The following is a 26,379-nucleotide window of genomic DNA, read 5'->3' as shown; positions in this document are numbered from 1 at the left end:
GGAGCCGTTCGTGGGCGACGACCGCCAGTACTCGCCCACCCGCCTGCCGGGATGGCTGCAGGAGGTCACCGACCGGACCGCACGCAGCCCCCACAGCTCACCCGGGCCGAGCTGGCCGGACTCTCCCCGCGCGAGCTGCTGCGCCACAACGACCGGCGCGCGGTCTGGCACGCCAACATCGGCCCCATCCACACCCCACAGCTGCTCAAGCTGCATGAGGATCTGGCGGAGATCGTCGAGGCCAACCGGCACGACGGTGACAAGACCAAACCGGCCGCCCTGGTGGATGCCTGTCCCGGTATCGGGAAGAGCGCGGCGGTGCGGGCCTACGGCCGCCGCCTGTACCGCGAGCAGATCGCGCTGCGGGGAGAGACGACCCCGGAGGGACACCGCCGCGTCCCGGTCATCTACATCGCACTGAGCGGCAACACGCAGATCCGCGGCCTGAACGCGGCGATCTGCCGCTTCTACCGGCTGCCGACAACCGGGGACGCCGACACCCTGGCCGAACGTGCTGTGGATGCGGTCCTGAGCCTGAAGACATGCGCGATCATCATCGACGACGTGCACTTCCTGGCCGGTTCGCAGTCCAACTCGGTGCGGATGGCGAATCAGTTGAAGTACCTGTCGAACGTCTTCCCTGTCACGCTGATCTACGTCGGCGTCGGCGTCCAGCAACGCGGCATCCTCCGCGAGGGCTTCTCCCCCGAGGAGACCCTGCTCGCCCAGTTCGGGCGCCGCACCACCCCCTTGACGCTGCTGCCCTTCCAGGTCGAAGACGAGACCGGACGCCATCAGTGGCGCACCCTTCTGAAGACGATCGAGCGGCAGTTGGTCCTGACCGACACGTATCCCGGCATGCTCGCCGACGACCTCGCTGACTATCTCTACGTACGCTCCACCGGGCACTTCGCCTCCCTGATGGCTCTGATCAACCGCGGCTGCCTGCGCGCGATCCGCACCGGACACGAACGCCTCGACACCGAGCTGCTTGATCAGGTCACGAACGACGCCGCTACCGAAGAGGCCCGCCGCGAGCTCGCCTCGGCGATCGACGCGGGCCTGCTGACCACACGCCCCGGCATAGCCGATGCCCGGAGGAGGACGGCATGACGGCGGCCTGGACGGCGCACCGGCTTCCCATCGTGGTGCCGCCGCTGCCCGGCGAGGCCGTGGACAGCTGGATCGCTTCGTACGCAGCCCGCCTGCGCGTCTCCACCCGCGACTTCTTGAATGCACTGGGCCTGACCGGATCACGGCCAGCGCAAATGGTCACCTGCCTCACCCCCGCGGAGCGACATGCGCTGGCCGCAGCCACCGGCCTGAACGCGGCACAACTGACGGCAATGACGTTGGAGCCCTTCGATGGTCTGGCGGTCACTCTCGGCCGCGGGTCCCGAGAGTTGCGGCGGCCGCCCTGCTGGCGGCGCAGCGGCGGCAGCCGCAGCGGGGCCGGCAGCCGCTACTGCCCCGAATGCCTCAGGCAGAACGCGCACCGGTGGCTCCTGGAATGGCGGCTGCCGTGGATCTACGTCTGCTCCCAGCACCGCTGCCTGCTGCTGGAGGTGTGTCCGGCCTGCGGGAATCCTCCGCTGCCTCACGGCCCGTCCTACCGGGGACCGGCCACCCCGGGACTGTGCTCACGCCCTGTCCCGGCGGCAGCTCACGGCAGCACGCTGTTACGGTGCCGCCACCGCCTTGCCGACACCTCCGTCCCGGACCCCAGGCCGATTCCGAACGGGCCGATACTCGCAGGCCAGCAGCACGTGCGTGCCCTGCTGCAGTCCGGGGTGTCCGATCCCGAGCCTGCCGCGCTGGCGTTGCGCTAGATCTACGCCCTCGCCTGGCGGGCGCTGAAACGAACTGCGCGGCGCCGGTCGCGAGGTGGACGCCGAGGTCCTGGCGCACATCTCTCCGGCTCGCAGCCCGGCGGTCAACTACTACGGCTCGATCACGGTCGACTACGAACACGAACTCGCCCAGCTCGATGAGAACGGCCGCCGCCCGCTGCGGACCGTGGCCACCGACGATGTGGCGGCCGGGCTGGAGACGGAGGTCGGCCCCGGCGCCGTCCTGCAGGGAAGGGGGCGGCGCCGGGCCGGGGCCGACGGTGTGCCCATGCGGTCCGCGATGTGGGCATTCCCGGGAGTCCCCGGCTGTGGCGTGACATGCAAGGCGGGGGTAGCCAGTGCGCGAATTATTTGGGCACTGTCAAGGCTCGGCTGTACAGGTATGCAAGTTGGCTCACCAGGGCTTTTGACGAGTTCTTACCCGTTGCTCCACTTCTTCTGTCATCTCTTGGGAAAGCCTTGAAGCGGGCCAGGGAACGCATCTGTGACTCCGGCGTCGAGCCACAACGGGCCTGAAGTGCATGAAAAGCATCAATAGGGATGTCACAAGAGGTCGACCAGTGCAGCGGCTTTTTATGCGCCTTGGTGATTCCTTGGACTTAGCGTGAACCTACCGTGTACCTGTCATGGGTGAGCTGTATACCTCCTGTGAAGATCAGTCCGTTTTGTTGGCTCCGTATCGCGGAGTGTCAGGGAGGGAGCTGATCATGCGTCACAGACCTGCGACTCGTGGCAGACCGAAGAAGAAGAGACAGGCCCGGCGGCTGCGGCAGATTGCCATGAGTGTGGTGCTGGCGATGGCGGTGGAGACCGCCTTGGTCGCGGAGGACACCGGGATGGCGTTCGCCGCGGGTATGGCCACCACGGCATCCGCGTCCACATCCTCCGATTCCTCCACGGTGTCGGGTCCTGCGGAGGCGCAGGACGAGGCGTCGGCGGTGCTGATGGCCCGTCTGCAGAACCGGAAGATCGAGGTGCTGTCGGCGCGGACGGCGGACTCGACGACGTACGCGCTGCCCGGCGGGGACCTGCAGACCGAGGCGTACGCCGGGCCGATCCGCGTCAAGCGGGACGGGGCCTGGAAGGACATCGACACCTCGCTGTCCGACACCGGCGCCGACCTCACGCCGACGGCGACGGCCGCGGACATCGCGGTGTCCGACGGCGGTGACACCCAGCTGGCCTCGGTGGCCAAGGGCAAGGAGTCCTTCGGGCTGGGCTGGCAGGACAAGCTGCCCACCCCGTCCGTGAAGGGCGACACGGCCTCCTACAACCTGGGCAGCGGGCAGACCCTGTCGGTCACCGCGCTGGCGCAGGGCTTCTCGGAGAACATCGAGCTCGCCCAGCAGCCTGGCAACGACACGGTGTCCTACCGGATTCCGCTGAACCTGGACAGGCTGAAGCTGTCCCAGGCGGACTCCGGGCACCTGCTGCTGAAGAACGCAGGCGGTGACCTCGTGGCCGAGGCGCCGGCCCCGATGATGTGGGACGCGTCCAAGGACAAGGCCTCCGGTGAGTCGGCGCACCAGGAGCGGGTCGCCACGACGATCGAGACCGCGTCGGACGGCTCGCAGACCCTGGTGCTCACCCCGGACAAGGACTTTCTGGCGACCGCGACCTATCCGGTGACCGTGGACCCCACATCCACGCTGGCCGTCACGACGGACACGTGGGTGCAGAACCCCGACTACCCGGACTCGCAGGTCTCCTCCGAGGAGCTGAAGTCGGGTACGTACGACGCGGGCACGGACGTGGCGCGGTCGTATCTGAAGTTCGACGTGTCGCCGTTCACGGGCAAGCACATCCAGTCGGCGACGATGTCGCTCTACAACTACTACTCGGCCACCTGCTCGACGTCGGGCGCCACCACGGACGCCAAGCGGATCACCTCCTCGTGGTCCTCCTCGTCGATCACCTGGGGCGCCCAGCCGACGACCACGACCACCAACAAGGCGACGAACAGCGGGCACTGGGGCTACAACTCCTCCTGCCCCGGTGCCTGGTCGAACTGGAACCTGCAGGCCATGGTGCAGGACTGGGCCAACGGCGCCGTCAACTACGGTCTGCAGCTGGCGAGCGCCAACGAGACCGACTCCACCACCTGGCGCCGGTTCCGCTCGGCCAACTACACCACCTCCGGGTACGCACCGAAGCTGGTGGTGACCTACAACTCTTACCCGGCCGTCCCGACCGCGACCGCAGTCTCGCCCTCCGCGGTGAACGCCTACAACGGCAAGCGGTACGTGACCTCCCTGACGCCGACCCTGTCGGCGAAGGTGACGGACGCGGACGGCGGCACGGTCAAGGCCCAGTTCGAGGTGACCCCGGACCCCGCGTACAACGACACCACCTACACCTACACCGCGACCAGCGCGGGCGTGGCGTCCGGTTCCACGGCCACCCTGGCGATCCCCTCGGCCAACGCCTTCCCGGCGGGCTCGCATCTGCGGTTCAGGGTGCGGGGCTACGACTCCACCGACTACGGATCCTGGACCGGGTACACCACGTTCGTGCTGAACACCGGGCTGCCCGCGGCCCCGACCATCAGCTGTCCCCCGTACCCGCAGGACACCTGGTCGGCGAAGGCGCCCGGGGCGGTGACCTGCACCCTGGACACGACCTCGACGGACGGACAGGGCTTCAAGTGGGGCCTGGACGACCCGGCGATGGCGAAGAGCGTCTACGACACGGTGGACGGCACCGGCGGCGACCCGCTGACCACCTCCATCACGTCCGCCGACGGCTGGCACACGTTGTACGCCCAGACCATCGACTCCGGCGGCAACCTGTCGGCCACCAACACCAAGTACTCCTTCGGCGTCGGCGCGGACGGTGCCGCGCTGCTCAGCCCCGGCAACGGCGACCGGCCCGCCCGGCGCGTGGCCCTGTCCGCGACCGGCAAGCCCACCTACACCGGGGTCACCTACCAGTACCGCCGCGGTGAGACCGACAGCTGGCTCAACGTGCCGCTCGCGGGCGTCACCAAGAACAGCGACGGCTCGCCGGTGACGGCCTGGCCGCTGGCCGCTCCCAACGGTGCGCCGCCGGCGCTGACGTGGAACATCACCACGTCGCTGACCGAGGACGGCCCGGTCGACATCCGTGCCGCGTTCACCGACGGCACCACGACGGGCTACTCGCCGGTGTCGACGGTCACCGTGGACCGCAACGCGGGCACGGCGCCGTCGGAAAAGGTCGGTCCGGGTACGGTCAACGACCTGACCGGTGACTACGCGTTGTCGGCGACGGATGCGTCGGCGTTCGGGATGGACGTGACGCGTACGGCTTCGTCGCGGAAGCCGACCGCGGGCGCTGATGCCCAGGGCCAGGTGGCGATCTTCGGCCCGCAGTGGACGTCCGGTACCACCGCGGACCTCGCCGACTCCGACTACGCCTACCTCCGGCAGACCTCCTCCACCTCGGTGGCGGTCGTGGACGGGGACGGCAACGAGACCGGGTTCACCGCCACCTCCACCGGTGGCTGGAAGAGCGAGCCGGGTTCGGAGGCCCTGACCCTGACCGGGTCTCTGACGGGTTCGTTCACCCTGAAGGACACCGACGGCACGACGACCACGTTCGCGAAGGTCGACCCCGCCGCCACCACGTGGCAGGTGTCGTCGTCCTCCCTGCCGACCAGCAACTCCACCACCACGGTGGTCTCGGAGAAGGTCGTCAACGGTTCGCTGACGCTGGCCCGCCCGAAGTACGTGATCGCGCCCACCTCGGCCGTGACGGCCGGCACCTGTGCGACGATGCCGTCCACCAAGGGCTGCCGCGTCCTTGAGTACGTGTACGCCACCTCCACGACGGCCACATCTTCGGTGTTCGGTGACTACGCAGGCCAGGTCTCGCAGATCAAGCTGTGGTCCACCGTCCCGGGCGCGGGCTCCGCGACCGGGACGGCGATCGCCCAGTACGCGTACGACGACTCGGGCCGGCTCCGCGAGAGCTGGGACCCGCGGGTCTCGCCGGCACTGAAGACCGCCTACACCTACGACAGCTCAGGCCGGGTCGTGACCCTGACGCCTCCCGGTGAGCTGCCGTGGACCTTCACCTACGGCACGGCCGGCAACGCGGCCACCGCAGGCCCTGGCATGCTGCTCTCCGCCTCCCGCCCGACCCTGGTCGCGGGCTCGAAGACGCAGACCGACGGCGGCACGGCCACGACCAGCATGGTCTACGACGTACCGCTGACCGGCACCAACGCTCCCTACCCGGTGGGCGCCACCGATGTCGCGGCCTGGGGCCAGACGGACGTACCCACCGACGCCACCGCGGTCTTCCCGCCGGACGCCGTGCCCGCGTCGAACACCGGGTCGGCCCTGACCGCGGCGAGCTACACCCGCGCCTCGGTCTCCTACGTGGACGCATCGGGCCGTGAGGTCGACAGCTCCACCCCGGGCGGGCACCTGAGCGTGACCGAGTACGACCACCTGGGCGACACCGTCCGTGAACTGACCGCGGGCAACCGGGAGCTGGCGCTGTCCACCAGCGGTCCGGGACTGACCGAGCTGACCCTGCTCGGGATCAACGGCCTGTCCACGGCGGACCGTGCGCAGCGGCTGTCCACCACGTCCGTGTACTCCAGCGACGGGCAGCGCGAGTTGGAGAGCTTCGGTCCCCTCCACCTGGCCACCCTGACCGGTGTCCTGCACGCCGGCACCGGCGGCACCGACCTGCCCGCGGGCAGCGAGGCGGCGGCACGCCGGCACACCGTCACCGCGTACGACGAGGGCCGCCCCACCGACGGTACGGCCACCGTGTCCAACCAGCCCACCACCGTCACCGTCGGCGCCTACGTGGACGGTTACCCGTCAGACGGCGACATCCGTACCACGCAGACGGCGTACGACTGGGTGAAGGGCCTGCCGACGTCCATCACGGACGACCCGGGCGGTCTGAACCTCGTCAGGACCACGACGTACGACGCCCAGGGCCAGGTCATCAAGACCACCCTGCCCAAGTCGAACGGCAACGACGCCGGTGCGACGGTGACCACCTACTACTCGGCGACGGGTACCGGTGCGTGCAACGGGCGCCCCGAGTGGGCGGACCTGGTGTGCTCGGCGGGACCGGCCGGAGACATCACCCTCGGCGGCACCAACCCCACCCAACTGCCCACCAGGACCACCGAGTACGACCGGTGGGGCAACACCGCCAAGCTGACCGAGACCGCCAATTCCACGACCCGCACCACCACGACCACCTCCGACGCTGCCGGGCGTCCGACCCTGGTGTCGGTGACCGGCGGGGTGGGCACCGCGGTTCCGGACACCACCACCGCTTACGACCCAGACAGCGGTGACGTCGCCACCGTCACGGCGGGCGGTCAGACCATCACGCATGTCACCGACATGCTGGGACGGGAGATCTCCTACAACGACGGCAGCGGCAACACCGCGGCCACCCAGTACGACGCGCTCGGCCGGCCCACCAAGGTGACCGACTCCGCTCCGTCGACCACCACCTTCACCTACGACACCACCAAGGACCCGCGGGGTGTGGAGACCTCCCGCGCCGACTCCGTCGCGGGCACCTTCAACGCCACCTACGACGCGGACGGCGCACTGGCCACCGAGCAGCTGCCCGGCGGCTACACGCTCACCCTGACCCAGGACGAGACCGGCGCGCAGATCTCCCGGGTCTACACCAAGGACAGCGACGGCACCGTCGTCGCCTCCGACAGCGTCGACAGATCGGCCCAGGGCCAAGCCGTCACAGACACCGACAGCACCGGCCAGACCCGGTCCCGCGCCTACACCTACGACGCGGCCGGACGCCTGACCCGGGCGGACGACACCGATCCGAGCGGGGCGTGCACGCGCCGCGACTACACCTTCGACGGCGACAGCAACCGCAGTTCGCTCGCCACGCAGACCGCCAGCGTCGGCGCGGCCTGCACCTCGACCGGCGCGACGACCACCTCGTACTCGTACGACAGCGGGGACCGGCTGGTCACCTCCGGCACGGTCTACGACGCCTTCGGCCGCACCACCACGCAGTCGTCCGGCGCGACCATCGGCTACTACGCCAACGACCTCGTCCGGCAGCAGACCTCCGGCACCAGCCGGCAGACCTGGAGCCTGGACGCGGCCGACCGTCTCGCCTCCTGGACCACCGAGTCCAACAGCGGTGGTACCTGGACCCAGACCGGCTCCAGGACCAATCACTACGGTGCCGACGGCGACAGCCCGAGCTGGACGGCCGAGGACACCAGCGGCACGATCACCCGCGACGTGCGCGGCATCGACGGCCAACTGGATGCGATCACCGGCGCCTCCGGCTCCGCCGTGCTGCAGATGAGCGACGTCCACGGCGATGTGACCGTGCGGCTCCCGCTGGACACCCAGTCGGCGGTCGCCCAGTCCTACGACGAGTACGGCAACGCCGAGGGCGACACCGCCACGGCCCGCTACGGCTGGCTCGGTGCCGCCCAGCGTTCCGCGGACTCCGTCACCGGGGCCGTCCTGATGGGCGTACGGCTGTACGACCCCGCCATCGGACGCTTCCTGTCCATCGACCCCGTCCTGGGTGGCAACGACGACGCCTACGTCTATCCGGCCGACCCGGTCAACCAGCTGGACCTGGACGGTCGGGCTTCCAGGAAGCCCGCGTCCCTGAACCACAAGGAGAAGCAGGCCCTCGAAGACAGGGCCAACGGGCGGCCGTACGACCACAAGGCGTACAAGTCGGCAAAGAAGAAGCTGGAGCAGGCCGAGAAGTACGCGGGCAGCCGCAACCAGCAGAAGAACCGCTCGCAGTCGGACAGCCTGCGGGTGGTACTGAAGGCGCTGGGACTGTTTGCCTTCATCATCGCCCTCGTGGTCACCCTGGTCGTCTTCTGGGAGGTGGACATCGTGGCCGCGGTGCTCTGGGCACTGTCCTGATCCCCGGTGGGCCGGGCGATCCGGCCGGCCCACCATCAGGACCCCGCACACCGACAGCGAGAAAGGATTCCCGCCATGTCAGCAGGCTCGGAACCCAACGATCCGTCCTGGTACGGCATCCGATGCATCTTCCGTCACGGCCCGCTGGAGGTCTACGAGGAGCGCATCACCCTGTGGACCGCCCATTCGCCCGACGAGGCGATCGAGCGCGCCGAGGCCGAAGCCGCGGAATACTGCGAGGGCCTCGACGACGTCGAGTACGTCCGCTTCGCCGAGGCCTACACGATCGACGGGGCGCCCGGGGAAGGCGCCGAGGTGTTCTCCCTCATGCGGGAGAGCACACTGCCACCGAAAGACTACGTCTCGCGGTACTACGCAACGGGCAGTGAACGGACAGGGTGAGCGGTAACGACACCCAAGGCGGGCACCACAGTCCAACTCCATCTGGACAGCAGCAAAGCCCCTGTCTGTCTTCGACGAATACAGAAATCTGAAGGACGACTCAGCCGCCATCCGCTATGGGCGGTCTGATTAGAACGTAGAGGAGGGACTGGTGTCGGCACTCGGTACTCCCCGTGCCGACACCAGTGCTGCTTGAAGTCGACGATGTGCCCCATCGGCGGCTACGGCTTGGACAGCTGCAGCGTCCCGTCCGAGGTCACGTTGATGTAATAAGGCCCCGGAGTTGCCTGGTAGGGGTCTAGCCCTTGCCGCGTCCCTCCTCTGCTTCACAGGTTATGTCGCGGTCGATAGGGGCAAGTGCATTACCTCGCCGCGAGCGGAACAAGAGTCCTGCCCCGGTGACACCATGAGGACATGATGATCGATTCTGGTTCCGCCGCCACCGTAATCACCTACGTCGCCTCCATCGCCACCGTGGCCTCATCGCGCCTGTACCTGAGGAAGCAATTCAAGATCATCGATCCGGTGGTCGGCGAGATCGAGAACCTTACCGAAACGCTCTCTCGACTGAATAGATTCCCTTTCTCATGGGGTTGGTTCTCCATGGGTGCCGGACTCGCTTTGGTCGCAGGTGGAATCCGAAACTATACGCGATGCGACTTGGTATCTCGCGCGGCGAAGACTGCGGCGGCGTGGAAAGATTCGAGCTCTCTGCCGAGTTGTGGTGTGTGTCGTAGCGGCGACCGTCGGACTAATAGCTACATGAGCAAATAAAATAAAGCATGGCCGTGAAATTCGAACCCACGCCAGTCGTCCAGAGAAGCTGGCGCGCCTTATGACCGCGCCTTCAAGACTGGACGGATCTATTTGTCGAAATTTGTATTGCCGCCTCCTTTCAGCCCGTTCGCCGCGGGTTGAAAGGACGGAAGACAGGAAAGAAATGCGCAGATTCGCAGCACTGCTGACAGCTCCCGCCCTTCTGCTCACGGGATGCAGCAGCGATCATTCATCCGGCAAGGCCCGCCCGGACGGCTGGCACCGGCCGGTCGCAGCCCCCACCGTTTCCGTGCGCGCGCGGCCCGAGCCTGCCGCGGTGCGCACCGACGCCGTACTGCCCACCATCGCGGGCCAGTTCGGACACCCGGCCGAGATCATCCTCCCCAGGTCCGCGCCGAGCGGCAAGTTTGTCGTAGCGCCGCAGACGCCGGGGCGGGGACTCGCCGCACACACTGGCGACATCGCCGTGGTCCGCTACACAGCCAAGGTATGGCGCACCGGCAAGGCGCTTCCCGGCTCGTACGGCAAGGGGACCCGGCCGCAGGTGTTCGCCGTCGGGCGGGGCGCGACGCTGCCTGCCCTGGACCGGGCCGTGCAAGGTGGGCGCGCCGGGAGCCGGGTCCTGGTCGTCGCACCCCCGGCGGCCGCGTACGGGACGACCGGCAGCGCGCGGCTCCATGTCACCGGCAAGGACACGGTCGTGTTCGCCGTCGACATCCTGAACGTCATCGGTGCGCACGCCCTCGTCCCCGGCGAGCAGCACTCGGTCTCCGATGCGCTGCCCGAGGTGCACATGAACAAGGGCGACGGCACCGCAACCCTGGCCGTCCCCGACCAGGCGGCCCCCAAGGTCCTGGTCGTCAAGCGCCTGGTGGACGGCACCGGCCCGGTGGTGAAGGCCGGGCAGACCCTGGTCCTGCAGCATTCCTCGGCTGCTTGGGATGCCGCTCGCGGCAAGGACGAGGCGGACCTCTTCCTCAGCTCCCACGCGGACGGAGGCCCGCTGCCCGTCGTGATCGGCCGAGGCAACGTCATCGCTGGCTGGGACCGTGCCCTGGTCGGTAGGCGGGTCGGCAGCCGTGTGCTCGCCGTCATCCCCGCGAAGCTGGCGTACGGTGCGCATCCCCCGAAGGGCCTGGCACCCGGCGCCACGGTGATCTCGGTCTTCGACATCCTCGCCGCCGTCTGAGGCGATGCCGGGACCGGCCACTCATCCAGTCGACCAGCCCTGCAGCACGAAGGCCGCCCAGTGCGCACCCGTGATGACATCCATCACCTGTGTCTGGGCGTGCCGCAGGGCAGCGATGGGGAACGTTCTACCGCTCCCACGGGTCCATCCGCTCGAAGTCGGCGAGAAGGTCGAGATGACCCACGACGCGACGCCTCGCGCCAGTCCAGGCACTCACAAGATCACGATCTACAGCTGGACTGCAGCGGCGCCGGGGCGGTGGTGACCGGCTCCTGGCGTACTGGGACCGGCGTGCCTGGCATGACGTGAGCGGCGATGACGTCAACGCGTACCTCAAGGAGCTGGCCGGACTGGAGATCTCGGCCAAGGACTTCCGCACCTGGCACGCCACCGTCATGGCCGCCGTCGCGCTGGCCGTCTCCCAGCCCGTCGCGCGCAGCGAGTCCGCCCGCCGCCGCGCCGTCGCCCGGGCGGCGCGCGAGGTCGCCGGGTATCTCGGCAACACCCCGGCGGTCTGCCGGGCGTCCTACATCAATCCGCGAGTGGTCGAGCTGTACGAGGAAGGGGGGACGGTCGTCGCCGCGCTCCCGCACCTCGGTGACGAGGGTGCGTACGGCGTACCCGCGACCCAGGGACCCGTCGAACGCGCCGTGCTGCGCATGCTCCGCACCGGACACCCACCCGAAGGCACGTGAGAAACGGACGCTACCTGGAGCAGAGCCGGCTGTCACTGCCGACCTGGTGGCTCTCACAGCAGACGCGGGTCCGCCCGGGTGAGCCCCGCCTGGCAGGTCAGCTCCGCTTCCTCCAGGTCAGTGGCGGCTTGCACGACTGCCCCGGTGCAGGACAATCCTCGTCGGACTGGCTGGATCTCCGGCTGAGGGCCCGCTGGTCGACGCAGCCCGCGCAGTCGGCGGTGCGCGAGGCGGCCGGGGCCCCAGACGCTTGCGCGTATCGTTCGAGGGACTCGGGCCCAGGGGCGGCGGGCGGCAGGCCGGGTTTCTCCCCGTTGTTCGTCGCAGGGCTACGCGCGAACCTGGTCGTGTGCAACGCTTTGCGCACGGCGGTCTGTTGGTTGCACCGAGGCTCGTTGTCCGTGTCCAGGCCACAGCGTCCCCATCCGTAGCATGCCCCTGCCCCCTGCCCCTACCCCGCGTCGCCCGCCCGGTTCATGAGCGCATGGCGGTTGGGTTCGGTCCACGTGACGCCCAGCTTCAGCGTTGCCGGCGCAGCCGTTGGCATCGTTTGTCATCCGGGCGTGTGCGCGACCGCGGGTTTACTGCAGCCCGCGGCGTCCCAGCCGGTCGCGCAGACGGTCCCAGGGCCCCAGACGGCGGAGGTGAGCTTGGCCAGGGCCGGCCGAGTCAGGCGCGTCAGGGCGTGGCCGGGTGGGTGCGACGGCTTCCGCGTGGCGTGTCCCGGCCCCCGCTTCGCGCAGGACGGCGGCGGGGCTCATGGCCTGCAGGCGGGGGAACACCCGCTGTTCCAGCTCGACCACGTGCTCGGTGACGCGGAGACGAGGCACAGCAAGAGATGCACATACCGTTCGCTGCGTGCCGGTACTGCTTCAAGGGACTCGAGCGTCCGTTGGATGTCCTCGTCGACGGCGAGCAGCGCGTTCACCCTCTTGTCCCCGTCTACGACGTAACGGTGCACGAGCGGGTACAGACGCTCCTTCTCCGCCACCAGATGACTCACCAGACGGCAGCTGGCCTGTTCCACGAGTGACGTGCGCTCGTCGCTGCCGGGTGGAGCGGACCGCACCCGGTCGAGCAGGTTCTGGATCCCGCGGTGGTCCGCCGCGAGCTGTTCGATGATGCCGCTGTCACTCCCTGCGAGCTCCCTGAAAGGTGAGGCGCCGGTGGTCACCGGCAGCTGTCGGTCCTGGATGCCCGCCTGACCGCCGTTTCATTCCGGCACGAGGGCGGGTTGGTTGAGGAATACGGCCTTCGGGTAACCGAGCGCCCGTCGCGCGAGTCGTCGGGCCGTGCGGCGCACGGTGACCGGGCGGGCCTGCTGAAGGGACCGGACGCGGATCGTGCCCTGGAGGCGCTGCGTGAGGACTTGGTCCGGCATGCCGCCGGGCCGCTCCATGACGATGCCGCGACGCTTTTGCTCCGCTATCACGACCATGCGGGCTGAATGTCTGTTCGTATGAAGTGCAAGCGGGGCGGCTTTGGCACGGTAGAAAGGATGTATGGCGGAGCAGCAGACCCCCACGGGTGCCTTGGACGATGTAGATGCGGTTACCAGAGCGGTGCTGACCGCGTCGCGTCTGTTGGTGGCGGTCTCCGCCCGCTCGTTGGCGGCGGTGGAGGAGCGGGTGACCGTCGCCCAGTTCCGGATGCTGGTGGTGCTGTCCACCAGGGGGACGACCAAGCTGGTCGAGCTCGCCGAGTTGCTCCAGGTGGCACCTTCCACCGCCATGCGCATGGTCGACCGGCTCATCGCCGCCGGGCTTGCCGACCGGCAGGCCAATCCCGTCAACCGTCGCGAGACCCTGCTGCGGCTGACCGAAGAGGGCCGGCGCACCGTCGAGGAAGTCACCGCCCGGCGGCGCGCCGAGATCGCCGCCATCGTCGAACGGCTTCGCCCGATGGAGCGGCTGGCGCTCGTGGAGGCGCTCAGCGCCTTCAACGAGGCGGGAGGCGAGCCTCCGGCACCGGGGGCGGACGATCCGGAGCCACACCCGCTCGGCTGGATCGTGGACGGAATGCTGGCGGACGACGCCTGACAGGGCACGGTCGGCCGTGAACTACTTTCAGGGGCTCCCTATCTCTGCCTCCCTCACGTTTTGCATAATGCAAGCGAAGTGGAGGAGCGTCGGCGGTCGCCCATAGCCAGGGACAAGAATGCGGGTGCGGCACGCATGCGCCGAAGGCGTCGGCCCTCGTCTTCCGCCGAGTCACACCTCATGTCGCATGGGCGGACCACGGTGTGGGGGCCGGCCGAGTTCGTCGGGCTGCCGCCCGGATGGCTCGTCGTAGAAGGCGTCCTCGCGGGGGCCGTCGCCACCGCCGCAATCGTGGGAACGGCACTCTTCGGTGCCTGGTCGGGCAGACCTTCGTTGGCCGACGGCGAAGCAGGGCTGGTGTGCGGGGCCGCGCTGGCCCTCTATCTGACGTCCGTGGGAGCCGGCCGCGCACGGGTCGGTATCACGGCCCTGCTCGGCGTGTGCCTCGCGCTTCAGGCGCCGCAGGCCGCCGCCGGTGTGGTGCTGGCTGAGCGTGGGCGGGTGCAGTCGGTGGTGGTGACATCGGTCGACGATGGCCGGGCGGCGAACGGTGGTCACGGCCGCTACCTCTGCTCGGTGATGGACCACGACGGCGTCTCGTTCAAGGTTCGGATCTGGCGCGGCTGTGGCGAGGCGACGCGGCCGGGAGACGCGCTCGCGATCGTCTACGACCCCGAAGGGCGGGTGCCGCCGCGTGGCGTGGCCGGAGGGCCGGGACCGCTGCGGGACCTTGCCCCGTGGAGCATGGCACTCATAGCCGTAAGCGTGACCGCCGTGGTGCGCTCCTATCGGCTTTCCAGTCCTCCCGAAGTTCCCCAGGTCAGCGGCCGACACGCCACGGGCCGCCGCTGATCAACCCGTCGTCCGGATGGTGGACGGTGCGGGCGAGGCTGTGTTTGTCGGCACCTCCGGGGCGGTGTGAGGGCTACCACGGGGGCCCGGTATCGGGTGGGCCCGCCTACTGCGAGCCCGGTCGGCTGCCCTACCCGGATGGTCCCAGAATCAGATTCGTGGCGATCAGCCCCATCAGGCACGTGATGCTGCCCGTCAAGCTGTTGCTCCCCACGATCCCGGGCGGTGCGTCGTGGGATGCGGTCACGACTGATGGCGCAGGGATGAGCCAAAGACCAAGGGGCGCCATGGTTCAAGCGAGTCGGTGCATCCGCTCAGGCGCGAGGGGGATTCCGAAGGCAAGGACCGTGGCGGCGAGCCCCCTGATCAGCATGTTGGCCGTCAGGTAGGGGTTCGTTCTGGCGAAGGGGATCGCCCATGGCGAGACAGCCGTGTAGACGCCGGCCAGCAGGATGAGCCAGTCCACTGCGCCTGCCGGGTCGCTCGGCCCTCTGCACAGGGCGGTTTTGCACGTCGGGCGCACCCGACTTGCTGTGTTCGGTCCAGTGACGTCAATACGTCATAGCTGTGCTCCGCGAGCGCTCCGGTCACTAGCCCGGCACGAGGGCGCCGGTCCCGCTCACATCCGCTCCTTCCAGCCGGCCCGGACCAGCCAGTCGTTGACCGACCAAGCCGTGAAGAATCCGACGATCATGGCGAGCTGCATCAGGAGCCAATACGCGGCCGTGGTCGTGTCCAGGCCGGGCGCGAAGAGAGCCTCCTGGCAGGCCCACATGCCGGCGAACAGGCCAACCTGGAACGCCAGAATGGAGAACGTGTCGGCCTTGACGGCGGCCCAGAAACCCTGGGCGGGTCCGATGTCGCGCATGGGGACGATGGTGAAGTACTGGAAGCCGATGCCCAGCAGCCAGGCGAATGCGAAGTCCAGCAGGAAATCGGCGTGCAGCGGTTTGCCAGCGATCGTCAGACCGCTCGCCCGTACCAGCCATTCGCCCGCGATGTCTCCCAGGACGCAGCCTGCGCCGCAGTGGCTGATGGCCTTCGCGGAGGGGACCCAGCCCGCCAGCTTCTCCGGATCCGGGTCGCCCTGCTCCTCAATCACCGGCAGGGACGTACGCCGACCGTGGCGGACGTAGAACCAGAGCGCGGCGGGACCCCAGTACAGAGCTGTGATCGGGTGTACCAGGTGCATGATCCACATGCGCTGCCGGTATCCGCGCAGTGTCATGTCCCACACGATGGCCAGGGCGCTCGCCCCTGCCACTGAGAGACTGGCCAAGCCGAGCGCCTCGAGCCAAGGCGGCGGCGGGTGGTGTGGCTCCACTGCCGTCACCTCTCGTGCAGCCGCGCCGACGCCACGCGCTCCGGTCGCATGATGCGGATCTTGCGACCCTCGCAATTGGGGCAGCGCGGCGACTGCAGCGGTGAAGGCACGAGTTGCCGCTGAGGTGGTAGACGGCAATGATCTGCCCGCGATCGTCCACCGTCACATCGATGTCGTACGCGCTTTCCCATCCGTGCCCGCAGTCGAGGCAGACGAACGAGTAGGCGCGCCGGACGTGCTTCGAGAGATCTCGGGAGTGGATCGCAACACCTGGGGATTGCGAGTTCAGGTGGTCGCGTGTACCGCGCGAAGTGCGCTCTGGTGGCTGAGCCACCCGACCGGCTTGCCCCGTTCGGAATCCAGTACGGGCACCCCGGTCCCGGCGGCCGACAGCAGGGCGTGCAGGGCCTGGGCGAGGGGCTGCTCCGTCGTGACCGTCGTCGGTGGCGCGGCGAGTTGCTCGACCGTCCGCGGCGCGGCGTCCGGTTGTTCCGCGAGGGCCTCGGCCACTGCCTGTGCCGTGACGATGCCGACATACTCCCCTGTGTCGGCGACGACCGGGAGCGCGCCATGGCCGGAGAGGCTCAGGAGGTCAGCGGCGTCGGCAAGAGCTGTGGTGGCGGGCAGCGGGGAGGGCAGTGGCTCCATGACGGCACCGACGTGCTGGGTGCCGATGGCCGCTCCGGGGGCGGGGCCCTCGAGGTCGATGCCGCGCCGGCGCAGCTTCAGGGTGTAGATGGTGTCGCGGGAGAGCAGGTGGCTGGTGGCGGTGGCCAGCACGATCGCCAGCATCAGGGGCAGAATGATCGAGTACTCGCCGGTCAGCTCGAAGAGGATGACCACGGCGGTGATCGGCGCCCGGGCCGCACCGGCGAATGTGGCACCCATGCCGATCAGGGCGTACGCGCCCACCGCGCCAGCGGTGCCGGGCAGCAGGTGGTGGACGCCGATGCCGTACGCGGAGCCCAGCATGGCACCGATGAACAGGCTCGGCGCGAAGACACCGCCCGAGCCGCCGATGCCGATGGTGAGGCTGGTCGCCAGCATCTTGCCGGCCAGGAGCAAGAGCAGGAAGCCGACCGCGTAGCCGCCCTCGGTCGCCTTCTCCAGGACCGGGTAGCCGACGCCGTACATCTCCGGCAGTGCCAGCAGCACCAGGCCGAGCAGCCCTCCGCCGACCGCGGGGCGCAGCCATTCAGGGCCGCGCCAGAGCCAGTCGCAGGCGTCCTCGATCAGGTAGAGGAAGCGGGTGAAGCCCATGCCGACGAGGGCGGCGATGATGCCGAGCAGGGCGAAGAAGCCGTACTGGGCGAGGTGGTCGACGTGGAAGGCGGGCAGGGTCAGGAAGGCGACGTCGCCGAAGGAGGCGCGGCCGATGATGCTCGCGGTGACGCTGGCCAGCACCGTCGCGCCGAACGCCTCCGCCGAGAAGGTGCCGAGGATCAGTTCCATGGCGAAGAAGACGCCGGCCAGGGGAGCGTTGAAGGTGGCCGCGATGCCGCCCGCCGCGCCACAGGCGACCAGGAGCTTCGTGCGGCCCTCGGCCGCCTTCGTCACGCGGCCGAGGGTGGAACCGAGCGCGGAGCCGATCTGCACGATCGGGCCCTCCCTGCCGACCGAGCCGCCGGACCCGATGCACAGGGCGGAGGCGAGTGTCTTGACGACGGCCACCTTCGGGCTGATCTTCCCGCCGCGCTGGGCGACGGCCAGCATGACCTCGGGCACGCCGTGCCCGCGGGCCTCCTTTGCGAACCGGTTGACCAGCGGGCCGTACAGCAGTCCGCCGATCACCGGGACGAGCAGCACGAAATAGGGGCCCAGCCACGGCATGTGCGGATTGCTCTGGCCAGGGGAGGCGGAGTAGTCGTCGTGCCCCGACAGCGCGCGGGTGAAGGTCTTGATGCACCAGCGGAACACGACCGAGCCGACGCCCGCTCCGGCACCGACCACCACGGCCAATGCCATGACACCCCACGAGGCGTTCCGTAGCCCCGCGAGCCTTTGCGCAGGTTCGGCACCGCTCGCTGCCGTGATGGGCCCTCGTGTGCTGTTCCCCGTTGCCGGTATGGCACCCATATATTTACCCCTTCCTACATTTGCATTATGCAAAATTAGTCAGGAGGGCGCTTCATCTGTCCACCCATCGGGATCGAAGGGTCGCAGGCGATCACAGCCTCGCGGCGGCGGGGGACCAGGGAACAGGTCGGGTCGGCGATCACTGCCAGCGCGCGCAGGCTCTTCCGAACAGGCTCGCTGTTCGTCTTGACGCGATAAGCCTTGCATAGTGCAAAATGGGTGGGGGCCGTAGCCCGCTGACCGTGCCCAGGCATGAAGGTGGTGTGCGCCGATGAGGGTCGTCATCTGTGGGGCCGGTATCGCGGGACTCGCCCTGGCCGGCCGCCTGCACAACGTGCTCGGCTGGGAGGTCGTGGTCCTGGAGAAGGCGCCACGGCCCCGCACCGAGGGCTACATGATCGACTTCTTTGGGCCCGGATACGACGCGGCGGAGGCCATGGGGATGCTGCCATGGCTGGAGGAGCTCAGCTACCCGGTCTCGGAGGCTGCTTTCCTGGACGGGGACGGGCGGTGCCGTGCCCGGCTCCCGTACGGCCGGTTCGCCCGTTCCGTGCGTGGCCGGCTGCTGAGCATCATGCGGCCCGACCTCGAACTCGTCCTGCGAGAACGTCTGTCGTTCGCCGTCCGCCTGCGCTTCGGCGTCGGCCCGGCCAGTGTGGACGCACGGCCGGATGGAATCCACGTCACCCTCACCGACGGCAGTGGCATCGACGCCGATCTCCTTGTCGGTGCCGACGGCCTCCACTCCACGCTGCGCACCCTGGTCTTCGGCGAGGAACACCAGTACGTGCGATACCTCGGCTACCACACGGCCGCATTCATCTTCCACGACCCTCAGGTGCACGAGCAGCTCGGTGACCGGTTCTGCCTCACCGACACCGTGGGCAGGCAGATGGGCCTGTACGCGCTGCGCGACGACGAGGTCGCCGCCTTCACCGTGCACCGGGCCGCCGATCCCTCCCGCTCCGGCGACGCGCGGGACGCCCTGCGCCGCGAGTACGGCTCGCTCGGCTGGCTCGTGCCCCGCGCCCTGGCCCAGTGTCCTCCGTCCGCACAGATCTACTACGACCAGGTCGCGCAGATCGATCTGCCCAGCTGGAGCCACGGGCGGGTCGTGCTGGTCGGTGACGCCTGCCAGGCTGTGTCCCTGCTCGCGGGGCAGGGCGCCTCTCTGGCGATGGGCGGTGCGTATGTGCTGGCCGACCAGCTTTCCCGAGCTTCCCGGATCGAGGACGCTCTGCACGCGTACGAGCGGCTGTGGCGGCCCGTCATCAAGAACAGGCAGCGCGTCGCCCGCAGAGCCGCGCGCTGGTTCGTCCCCGAATCATCGCGGCAGGTGCGCGCCCGCCGGGCTGCCTTGCTGCTCGCGGGACTTCCTGGCGTGTGGCGTCTCGTCGGTACCGCGCTTGCTGGTAGGCGACAACTCTCCTTGGGGGTAATCCGCCGTGGGTCCGGCCTGAGTGAGCGCGGCGCCAGTCGTGGGCGTCGCGCGCAGCAGCGCAAGTCCCCACAGGCCATGAACAGTTCGTGCCGGGCTGGGGAGCCCGGCAATCCGGAGGGAATCGACATGCAGCCAAGTCCCCCGCTCGGCCCTGGCGCCGTCACCGCTCACCTGCGCAGAGTCCTACCTCTCCGAAGCCTCCATGGCCGAGCTCTTCACCACCAAGCCAACCGAACCCGAACCGCAGATCACCCCACAAACGGAACCGAAACAGCTGCCGTGACTACACCACCCCGTGGGACATGACCGTTTCCACGGCTCCGGTGGGCTGGTGCTGCTCGCAGGGACGGGAACATGCTGGTCAGCCGGGGTTCGGGAGGGCGTGGAGCCGGTCCAGGGCCTCGTGATTACCTCGGTCCACGGCCAGTGCTTGGGCCAGACGGAGGTAGCGGCGTCGGCCGGTGGCGATGAGCTGGGCGACGGTGGAGAACAGCCGAAGCCGCAGTCGGCGGGGCTCCCAGAACCGGGCTTGGCCGGTCAGGGGGAACAGGGGCATCCAGGCCAGCAGGTCGAAGGCGATCTGGATGATCTCCAGCCAAATCTGGTTCGGCATGGCCTCCTGGAGGGGGAGGGTGCGTAGGCCGGTGGCGCGGGCGGCGCGGATGCGGTCCTCGGCGCGGGCCCGCTGCCGGTGGCGCAATTCGAGGGCGGCGATCGTCTCGCCCGCCGTGTTGGTGGCAAAGGCCTGATCAACTCATACGCGTGCTCCGACGATGCTGCAGTCGCGATAGCCGGGCGCGAGATGGCGCGGACGTGGTCCGCAACATGTACGACCGGCGGGGCCACCGCATCGACAAGGGTGCCGGGGAACTTTGCCGCCGCCGATGTGGAGGCTGAGAAGACGATCCTCGGCGTCATCACTGCCGCACGGCCTGATGACGCGGTGCTCGGCGAGGAATGCGGGCAGCCGTCGCCAGCTCATGGCGTGTGCGCAGTGCTCCCCATGACGACCGCCACGCGTAGCCAGTCCAGGCCCCGCATCCATTGCCGTACGTCCTCGGTGCGCTCCGCCTTACCCTCGGTGGTCATCGTGTTCCCCTCGTCCTCATGCCTCTTTTCCCGCTCCTGGCAGCGTTGTTATCGCTGGGCGACCCTCCCGTCGGTGGAACGCGGCAGTGGCGGCGGCTGTGGCAAGGCCGATGAGTGCGGCGCCCGCCCAGTAGGCCGGCCCCAGTCGGTGCTGGAACAGCGTGGTGAACAGCGCACCTCCGGCGAAGCCGCCGAGGGACTCGCCGAGGGTGGCGTTGACCTGCCGGAAGTTGAAGACCTCGACCATGGGTCGATCCCCGCCCAGTTGTGCGTAGGCGGTGCTGACCATGGGTGAGAAGACCATCTCGGCGGTGGCGAAGACGCCGACGGCGAGGAAGGTCAGGGCGATGGACGGGCCGGGGAGCGCGAGGAGGAGGAACGAGACGCCGAACACGGCGATGCCGACGCAGAGGATGATCCCCGGTGTGTGCCCGCGGCCGAGTGCCCGGTTGGTCAGGCGGGTGACCAGTACCTGGCCCGCGACGATGATGACGGCGTTCATGGTGTAGTAGGCGCCACGTACGGTCGGGGAGTCGGTGACGTGGGTGATGTGGATGGCGAAGGCCGAGAAGAACTGGCCGTACATCACGCTGCCGACGAGAGTGAGCAGGGAGACGGTGCGTACGCGCGGGTCGCGCACCATGTCCGCGACGACCCGCAGGCCCCGGGGTTTGCGGGTGGCGCTGTCGGCAGGGCGCAGGTCTCGCGGGACGAGGACGAACATCAGCGAGGCCGTGAGCAGGAAAATGCCGGCGATGACGGGGAGCAGGACACGGGGGTGGTCGCCGAGCAGCAGGTTCGCCGCCAGGGGGCCGACGGCGGCGGCCACGTTGATGGCGACCTGGATGTAGGCGAAGGCTGTGTTGCGTGCGGTGGGTTCGGCCTGGGTAAGGGCCACCAGTACGCGTGCGCTGATGTTGTTGGCGCTGACGCCGAGTCCGGCGAGGACCAGGCAGGCGAGGATGCCGACGGGGTGTGTCATGCCGTGCAGCAGCAGGAAGCCCGCGCCGGCGATCACCAGGCCGCCGGCGGTCGTGGTGCGTACTGGCAGTCTCTGCAGGGTGTTGGCGCAGAAGAGCGAGCCTCCCTTGTAGGCGAAGGTGAAGGTGAACAGCGCGGTGCCGGTCAGCAGGGGGTCGGGGTTCCGGGTGAGGATCCCGATGATCGTCGGCAGGACCGGTACGACGCAGTAGAAGCCGAGGCCGGAGAGGAAGAAGTCGACGATGACGGGAGCCGCGATGGTGTTGCGGCTCCCGGGTCGGGTGGCGGTGGGGGCGTTGGCAGCCATGCGTCAGTGGTCGGCGAGGGCCTGGGCGCAGGCGTCGGTCGTGGCCCGGAGGAGTCCGGCGAAGGACGCGTCGAGGAAGAGGTCGGCGATGTCGACGTCGGCCCTGACGGCATCGCTGATGGAGGCCACGAGTTCGGCGGCGAGGAGCGAGTCGCCGCCGTCGGCGAAGAAGTCGGAGTCGTCGGTGATGTCGTCGGCGGAGGTTTCGAGGACGAGGGCCCAGCGCTGGCGGACGGTTTCTTCGATGGTGATGGGGTCCATGGGATCTCCGGGTGGGTGGTGGGTGGTGGGTGGAGGTGGGTCAGGTGTGGTTGAGCAGTCGGGCCCGGTCGACCTTGCCGTTGGTGGTGAGCGGGAAGGCGTCGAGGTGGGTGATGCGCCGGGGCACCATGTAGGCGGGGAGTGAGGCCGCGAGGGCGGTGCGCAGGGTGCGCGGGTCGGCGGTCCGCCCGGTGTAGAAGGCGGTGAGTTCCAGGTGGCCGGCCCGGCCGGGGGCGGCGACGACGACCGCGTCCTGGACGGGTTCAGCCAGCCTCAGCGCGCCTTCGATCTCGGAGAGTTCGATGCGGAATCCTCTTATCTTGACTTGGGAGTCGAGGCGTCCGAGGTGGACCAGGTCGCCGTCAGGGGTGTATGCGACGCGGTCCCCGGTGCGGTACCAGGCCTGCGCCGTGGGGAGTGCGTCGTCGGCGAGAGGGAGATAGGTGTCCTGTTCGCGGACGTAGTACCGGCCGGTGTTGTCCTGGGGGTCGAGGTAGCCGGCGAAGCGCTGCGACCCGCGAAGGCACAGCTCGCCCTGCTCGGCTTCGCGGCCGTCCGCGACGACGACGCGTTCCATGTGATCGTAGACGCGTCCGATGGGCAGGGTGCCGTTGTCCGTCTGGGGCCAGTGCCGGGGGTCGTCGGCGAGCGAGTGGCTGCTGACGGAGATGGTGCACTCGGTGGGGCCGTACAGGTTCTCCAGCTTGCTCTGCGGTGCCGCTCCGTGCCAGGCGCGGGCGTGATCCGCGGTCAGGGGTTCTCCGCCGAACATGCTGACCTTCAGTGTCGGCATCGACGCCTCGGTCAGTTCGCCGAGCTTGGCGGCCGTGGCGATCGTGGAGGGGACGGAGAACCAGTGGGTGATCGCCTCGCGGCGCACCCAGGCGACCGGGTGCAGCAGGTCGTTGGGGGTGGGGGCGACCAGGGTGGCGCCTGATCCCCAGGCGACGAACATGTCGAAGACCGAGGGATCGAAGGCGAAGTCGAAGGTCTGGGTGAGCCGGTCGCCGACGCCGATGCCATAGGCGTCGATATTGTGGCGTACGCAGGCCAGGGCGTTGCCGTGGGTGATGGGCACGCCCTTGGGGCGTCCGGTGGTGCCCGAGGTGAAGATGACGTAGGCCACGGGGTCGGCCGGATGCGCCGTGGTCGGCTGCTCCCGGCGCTGGGGCGGCACCTGTGTGCGCGCTGGCGCTGTGGGCAATGCGTCGATCGCTATCACGCGCGGGGCGTTCGGCGTCTCGGCGAGCGGGGCCAAAGTGGCCGCCCCGGCCGCGTCGGCGACCAGGAGCGACAGGTTCGCGGCTTCGCAGATGGCGCGGACGCGGGCCGTGGGGGCGGCGGTGCTGAGGGGGACGACTGTGGCGCCCAGGCGCAGGAGGGCCAGGTAGGCGGTGTAGGTGGCCGTGGTCTTGTGCCCGATGAGGCCGACGCGGGGCGGGAAGCTGTTGCCGGTTCCGGCCGCTTGCAGGAGGGTGCTAGCCGTCGCTTCGGCTGCGTCGATCAACTGGGCGTAGGTGAGGTCGGGTTCGTGGGCCACGACGAGCGCGGTAGCCGCCGGGTGGCGTCGTGCCGTGTGGGCGACGAGGTCGTGGAGGGTCATGGCGGTCATGCGGTGGCCTCCGCGGTCTGGTCGCGCTCGACCCCCGTGACGAGGGTGTCGAGGCGAGCGAGGAAGCGTCGGCCGAGGTCCTCGATCCATGCGGTGGCGAGCAGGCTGGGGCAGTACGTGGCCCGCAGCGTCAGGTCCGGGCCGTTGCGTTCGACCATGACGCTGAGCAGGTCCAGGATGGTGCCGGCCGCGGTGGGGTGCTGTTCGGCGGTGATGCCGGGAAGTGGCAGCAAGTCGGTGAATCCGTCGATGAGTTGGAAGGCGACGGCGGATTCGGGGTTGGGTACGAACTGTCGGTCGAGGAGTGCCGCCTCGTTGACGGCGTCCAGGGAGACGCGGGCGTGGGCGAAGGCCGTCATGGCGGCGCGGTGGGTGGCCGCGAGCTGTTCGCGTGTGCCGGCGCCAGGGTCGGTCGGTACGCGCAGCACCAGGTTGTTGGAGAAGCGTCCGATGCCTTCCCACAGGGGCGCGGAGAGGCGGTTGGCGTATCCGCACTCGACGAGGTGCTCGCGGGCTCCGGTCAGGTCGGCGAGCGCTCCGCTGAAGGCGGACAGCAGCAGGACGTAAGGAGTGGTGCGGGACCGCGCCGCGGCCTGGGCGAGCCGGTCGGCCGTGTGGTGGGGCATCGCGGTGGTGTACGTGCTCGCGCGCCGGTCCTGTGACGGGATGACGGGAAGCGGCGTGACCGCGGGGGCGTCGGCGAGGCCGCGGGCCCAGTGGGCCAGGCTGCGGTTGAAGTTGCCTGCCGTGGAGCGCTCATGCCACCAGTGGGCGTAGTCGGGGAACTGGACGGTCAGTTCGGGCAGTGGTGCCGCGCCTGCGGTGGTTTCGGCGGTGTACAGCGCCGCGAGATCGCGCAGGGCGATGCGGACGCTGGTCTGGTCGCAGATGATGTGGTGCAGGACCATGCACAGGATGGCGCGCTCGGGCCCGGTGCGGGCGAGGGCGAAGCGCGCCGGCGGGCCGGTCTCGAGCTCGAAGGATCGGTCCGCGACGGTTGCGGCCCACTGCCGCTCGGCCTGGCCGGGATGGTGGGCGTACTCGGCCAGGTCCTCGGTGGTCAGTGCGGGCAGGCGTGCGGCGGTCGTCGGGAGCACGTGCTGCCACAGCCGGTCGCCGTCGGTGCGGAACTCGGTACGCAGGGCCTCGTGCCGGGCCACGAGTCGGTCGACAGCGCGACGCAGTGCTCCTTCGTCCAGTGGGCCTTTGAGGGTGAAAGCGGCCGAGAGGTTCATGAAGGCGTTGTCGCTTCGGCCATGGTGGGCACGCCAGTCGCGGCGCTGGGCCGGGGTCGTGGGTGCGCGTCGGGCGTCCGGGCGCGGCGTGATGTAGCTCATGTGCGGGCTCTCTGTCGGACGATCGGGGCCGGGGCTCAGGGCGCCGCCGGCGAGAGTTTCTCGTCGTCGGCGGCGGCCCGGGCGGAGAGGTCAGGCCTGGACGGAGCCGAACAGGCCCGTCTTCTCGGACAGGGCGACGCCCTTGGCGAAGAACTCGTCGCGCATGACCTGGCACTGGCGCACGTGGCGGTCGCCGTTGTAGCCGGTCCTCGCATGCAGGACGCGCAGGTTGTCGAAGAGGAGGGCGTCTCCTGCGGCCATGGTGTATTCGATGCGCTGAGCGGGCTCGTAGGCGATGCGGAACGCCGTGCGCAGGGCCGCGTAGGTCTCCTCCATGAGGTCCTCGTCGACGCGGATGGCTGTCATGGTGCGCTCGTTGAGGCGCACTTCGATGACCTCGTCTTCGTGGTCGAGGAGGATGGCGGGCAGGTCGGAGGAGATGACCTGGTCCTCGATGCGGCGCTGGTGCTGTACGGGGACGCGGGTGAGCAGCTCGTACGCCTTGGGGTCGCGCTCGCGCAGAATGCGCGCGACGTTGTATGCGTCGACGAGCTGGGAGACGCCGCCGCCGCACGGGCTGGGCTTGATGCAGTGGAAGATGTTGATGCCGGTCGGCACGCGCCGGTAGGCCTCGTCGGTGTGCGGCAGGATGGGCCCGGCAAGGTCGGCGAGGATCTGGGGCTTGGCGCGGGTGATGAGGTCGAAGAACTTGCCGTAGTGCGTCTCGCGCAGGTAGCCGATCTCGTCGGCGAGTTTCTCGATGCCGTCGTGGTCGGTGCCGAGGCCGCGCAGGAGGACGAAGCCGAACTCGGCGACGGCCACGTGCAGCTTGCGGCGTTCGGTGTCGTCGGTCAGGACCTTGTCCCACTCGACAGTGGGCCACTGGCTCAGCGTGCTGTCCCACACGGTCTTGACCGGCTTGTGGCAGTCGCGCAGCTTGGCCGGGCTGTAGGCGTTGGTGCGCAGCCAGTGGGCGGTGTAGACCGACTGGTGGCTGTCGTTGTCCCAGGTGACGGTAAGGGTGTCGGCCTCGGCGGTGACGGCGGCCGGGGCGATGTCGTCGGGGATGTCCAGCAGCCGCTGGAGCCTGCTGCCGGTGGCGTGCGGTCCGCAGTCGGCGCAGGCGCAGTTGTCGCGCAGCCACATGCTGTGCAGGGTGCTGTGGTGGCCATCGCTCCACTGGATGCGGACGGCCGCGGCGTCGAAGGACGCGCTGGTGATGGTGGCCGTGTCGGTCATGGTCGGGCTCCTTTGCGTGCA

Annotated in this window: 19 protein-coding genes and 2 pseudogenes; 10 read left to right on the top strand and 11 right to left on the bottom strand. The window is 69.1% G+C overall.

Annotated features, from left to right (window positions below):
- Window positions 1-51 precede the first annotated feature (51 nt).
- The 6 genes and pseudogenes from ABZ624_RS28170 to ABZ624_RS28145 form a co-directional block, all read left to right on the top strand.
- Window positions 52-1,113, top strand: coding sequence for an ATP-binding protein (locus ABZ624_RS28170; protein ID WP_360094682.1), 1,062 nt, complete (start codon window positions 52-54; stop codon window positions 1,111-1,113).
- The gene (locus tag ABZ624_RS28165) at window positions 1,110-1,829 is read left to right on the top strand and encodes a TniQ family protein (RefSeq protein ID WP_360094679.1); all 720 of its coding nucleotides are present in this window, start codon (window positions 1,110-1,112) and stop codon (window positions 1,827-1,829) included. The genes ABZ624_RS28170 and ABZ624_RS28165 overlap by 4 nt, the downstream gene beginning before the upstream one ends.
- Before the next feature lie 728 nt (window positions 1,830-2,557).
- Window positions 2,558-8,737, top strand: a complete 6,180-nt coding sequence (locus ABZ624_RS28160; protein WP_360094676.1) for a DNRLRE domain-containing protein — start codon at window positions 2,558-2,560, stop codon at window positions 8,735-8,737.
- A gap of 75 nt (window positions 8,738-8,812) precedes the next feature.
- Window positions 8,813-9,139: a hypothetical protein gene (locus ABZ624_RS28155; protein WP_360094673.1), complete on the top strand. Its 327-nt coding sequence runs from the start codon at window positions 8,813-8,815 to the stop codon at window positions 9,137-9,139.
- Between the two features lie 940 nt (window positions 9,140-10,079).
- Window positions 10,080-11,105: an FKBP-type peptidyl-prolyl cis-trans isomerase gene (locus ABZ624_RS28150; protein ID WP_360094670.1), complete on the top strand. Its 1,026-nt coding sequence runs from the start codon at window positions 10,080-10,082 to the stop codon at window positions 11,103-11,105.
- Window positions 11,106-11,344: 239 nt separating this feature from the next.
- A pseudogene (locus ABZ624_RS28145) lies at window positions 11,345-11,800 on the top strand (DNA topoisomerase IB); the annotation flags it as partial.
- Between the two features lie 757 nt (window positions 11,801-12,557).
- Here ABZ624_RS28145 and ABZ624_RS28140 read toward each other — a convergent pair.
- Both ABZ624_RS28140 and ABZ624_RS28135 read right to left on the bottom strand, forming a co-directional pair.
- Window positions 12,558-12,974, bottom strand: coding sequence for a hemerythrin domain-containing protein (locus ABZ624_RS28140; protein WP_360094667.1), 417 nt, complete (start codon window positions 12,972-12,974; stop codon window positions 12,558-12,560).
- A gap of 39 nt (window positions 12,975-13,013) precedes the next feature.
- Window positions 13,014-13,238 (bottom strand): hypothetical protein, encoded by a 225-nt coding sequence (locus tag ABZ624_RS28135; RefSeq protein WP_360094924.1) that lies wholly within the window; start codon window positions 13,236-13,238, stop codon window positions 13,014-13,016.
- A gap of 64 nt (window positions 13,239-13,302) precedes the next feature.
- Here ABZ624_RS28135 and ABZ624_RS28130 point away from each other — a divergent pair, with 64 nt between their 5' ends.
- Together ABZ624_RS28130 and ABZ624_RS28125 are read left to right on the top strand one after the other, a co-directional pair.
- Entirely contained in the window at window positions 13,303-13,839 is a 537-nt protein-coding gene (locus tag ABZ624_RS28130; protein WP_360094664.1) for a MarR family transcriptional regulator, read from the top strand.
- A gap of 180 nt (window positions 13,840-14,019) precedes the next feature.
- Window positions 14,020-14,691 (top strand): hypothetical protein, encoded by a 672-nt coding sequence (locus ABZ624_RS28125; RefSeq protein ID WP_360094661.1) that lies wholly within the window; start codon window positions 14,020-14,022, stop codon window positions 14,689-14,691.
- A gap of 292 nt (window positions 14,692-14,983) precedes the next feature.
- Here the strand turns inward: ABZ624_RS28125 and ABZ624_RS28120 are convergent, their stop codons facing one another.
- The 3 genes from ABZ624_RS28120 to ABZ624_RS28110 form a co-directional block, all read right to left on the bottom strand.
- A complete protein-coding gene (locus ABZ624_RS28120; protein ID WP_360094658.1) occupies window positions 14,984-15,157 on the bottom strand; it encodes an SPW repeat protein in 174 nt (57 codons plus the stop codon).
- A 153-nt stretch (window positions 15,158-15,310) separates the two neighbouring features.
- On the bottom strand, window positions 15,311-16,015 hold the full coding sequence (locus ABZ624_RS28115) for a DUF4396 domain-containing protein (protein ID WP_360094655.1): 705 nt from the start codon (window positions 16,013-16,015) through the stop codon (window positions 15,311-15,313).
- 285 nt (window positions 16,016-16,300) lie between these two features.
- Complete coding sequence (locus ABZ624_RS28110) at window positions 16,301-17,980, bottom strand: chloride channel protein (protein WP_360094652.1); 1,680 nt, start codon at window positions 17,978-17,980, stop codon at window positions 16,301-16,303.
- A gap of 382 nt (window positions 17,981-18,362) precedes the next feature.
- Here ABZ624_RS28110 and ABZ624_RS28105 point away from each other — a divergent pair, with 382 nt between their 5' ends.
- Window positions 18,363-19,838 carry an FAD-dependent monooxygenase gene (locus ABZ624_RS28105; RefSeq protein ID WP_360094649.1) on the top strand — a complete coding sequence of 492 codons (1,476 nt, stop codon included), beginning with the start codon at window positions 18,363-18,365 and terminating at the stop codon, window positions 19,836-19,838.
- Window positions 19,839-19,893: 55 nt separating this feature from the next.
- Here ABZ624_RS28105 and ABZ624_RS28100 read toward each other — a convergent pair whose 3' ends face one another.
- Window positions 19,894-20,247: a transposase gene (locus tag ABZ624_RS28100; protein WP_360094897.1), complete on the bottom strand. Its 354-nt coding sequence runs from the start codon at window positions 20,245-20,247 to the stop codon at window positions 19,894-19,896.
- A gap of 30 nt (window positions 20,248-20,277) precedes the next feature.
- Between ABZ624_RS28100 and ABZ624_RS28095 the strand changes: the two are divergent.
- Window positions 20,278-20,499, top strand: a pseudogene (locus ABZ624_RS28095) (phosphatase); the annotation flags it as partial.
- 138 nt (window positions 20,500-20,637) lie between these two features.
- Here the strand turns inward: ABZ624_RS28095 and ABZ624_RS28090 are convergent.
- From ABZ624_RS28090 to ABZ624_RS28070, 5 genes are all read right to left on the bottom strand, one after another.
- Entirely contained in the window at window positions 20,638-21,909 is a 1,272-nt protein-coding gene (locus ABZ624_RS28090) for an MFS transporter (RefSeq protein ID WP_360094646.1), read from the bottom strand.
- A gap of 3 nt (window positions 21,910-21,912) precedes the next feature.
- Window positions 21,913-22,170, bottom strand: coding sequence for an acyl carrier protein (locus tag ABZ624_RS28085; RefSeq protein WP_360094643.1), 258 nt, complete (start codon window positions 22,168-22,170; stop codon window positions 21,913-21,915).
- A 40-nt stretch (window positions 22,171-22,210) separates the two neighbouring features.
- On the bottom strand, window positions 22,211-23,782 hold the full coding sequence (locus tag ABZ624_RS28080; RefSeq protein WP_360094640.1) for an amino acid adenylation domain-containing protein: 1,572 nt from the start codon (window positions 23,780-23,782) through the stop codon (window positions 22,211-22,213).
- Window positions 23,779-25,119 (bottom strand): condensation domain-containing protein, encoded by a 1,341-nt coding sequence (locus ABZ624_RS28075; RefSeq protein WP_360094637.1) that lies wholly within the window; start codon window positions 25,117-25,119, stop codon window positions 23,779-23,781. Before ABZ624_RS28075 ends, ABZ624_RS28080 begins: the two co-directional genes overlap by 4 nt.
- Before the next feature lie 90 nt (window positions 25,120-25,209).
- Window positions 25,210-26,358, bottom strand: coding sequence for a TauD/TfdA family dioxygenase (locus tag ABZ624_RS28070; protein WP_360094634.1), 1,149 nt, complete (start codon window positions 26,356-26,358; stop codon window positions 25,210-25,212).
- Window positions 26,359-26,379: the final 21 nt, after the last annotated feature.

The organism is Streptomyces sp. NPDC007205 (genome assembly GCF_040634095.1).
Lineage (GTDB): Bacteria > Actinomycetota > Actinomycetes > Streptomycetales > Streptomycetaceae > Streptomyces.
The sequence above is the reverse complement of the archived record's forward strand: the minus strand, read 5'-3'. Positions and strand labels throughout refer to the sequence as shown.

Excerpts from the sequence above, each read along its gene's own strand:
- ABZ624_RS28160 (WP_360094676.1), top strand. The coding sequence starts at position 2,558 with ATGCGTCACAGACCTGCGACTCGTGGCAGACCGAAGAAGAAGAGACAG.
- ABZ624_RS28070 (WP_360094634.1), bottom strand. The coding sequence starts at position 26,358 with ATGACCGACACGGCCACCATCACCAGCGCGTCCTTCGACGCCGCGGCC.
- ABZ624_RS28165 (WP_360094679.1), top strand. The coding sequence starts at position 1,110 with ATGACGGCGGCCTGGACGGCGCACCGGCTTCCCATCGTGGTGCCGCCG.
- ABZ624_RS28090 (WP_360094646.1), bottom strand. The coding sequence starts at position 21,909 with ATGGCTGCCAACGCCCCCACCGCCACCCGACCCGGGAGCCGCAACACC.
- ABZ624_RS28125 (WP_360094661.1), top strand. The coding sequence starts at position 14,020 with ATGTCGCATGGGCGGACCACGGTGTGGGGGCCGGCCGAGTTCGTCGGG.
- ABZ624_RS28080 (WP_360094640.1), bottom strand. The coding sequence starts at position 23,782 with ATGACCGCCATGACCCTCCACGACCTCGTCGCCCACACGGCACGACGC.
- ABZ624_RS28075 (WP_360094637.1), bottom strand. The coding sequence starts at position 25,119 with ATGAGCTACATCACGCCGCGCCCGGACGCCCGACGCGCACCCACGACC.
- ABZ624_RS28110 (WP_360094652.1), bottom strand. The coding sequence starts at position 17,980 with ATGGCATTGGCCGTGGTGGTCGGTGCCGGAGCGGGCGTCGGCTCGGTC.
- ABZ624_RS28170 (WP_360094682.1), top strand. The coding sequence starts at position 52 with ATGGCTGCAGGAGGTCACCGACCGGACCGCACGCAGCCCCCACAGCTC.
- ABZ624_RS28150 (WP_360094670.1), top strand. The coding sequence starts at position 10,080 with ATGCGCAGATTCGCAGCACTGCTGACAGCTCCCGCCCTTCTGCTCACG.
- ABZ624_RS28135 (WP_360094924.1), bottom strand. The coding sequence starts at position 13,238 with ATGGTCGTGATAGCGGAGCAAAAGCGTCGCGGCATCGTCATGGAGCGG.
- ABZ624_RS28155 (WP_360094673.1), top strand. The coding sequence starts at position 8,813 with ATGTCAGCAGGCTCGGAACCCAACGATCCGTCCTGGTACGGCATCCGA.
- ABZ624_RS28105 (WP_360094649.1), top strand. The coding sequence starts at position 18,363 with ATGAGGGTCGTCATCTGTGGGGCCGGTATCGCGGGACTCGCCCTGGCC.
- ABZ624_RS28130 (WP_360094664.1), top strand. The coding sequence starts at position 13,303 with ATGGCGGAGCAGCAGACCCCCACGGGTGCCTTGGACGATGTAGATGCG.
- ABZ624_RS28085 (WP_360094643.1), bottom strand. The coding sequence starts at position 22,170 with ATGGACCCCATCACCATCGAAGAAACCGTCCGCCAGCGCTGGGCCCTC.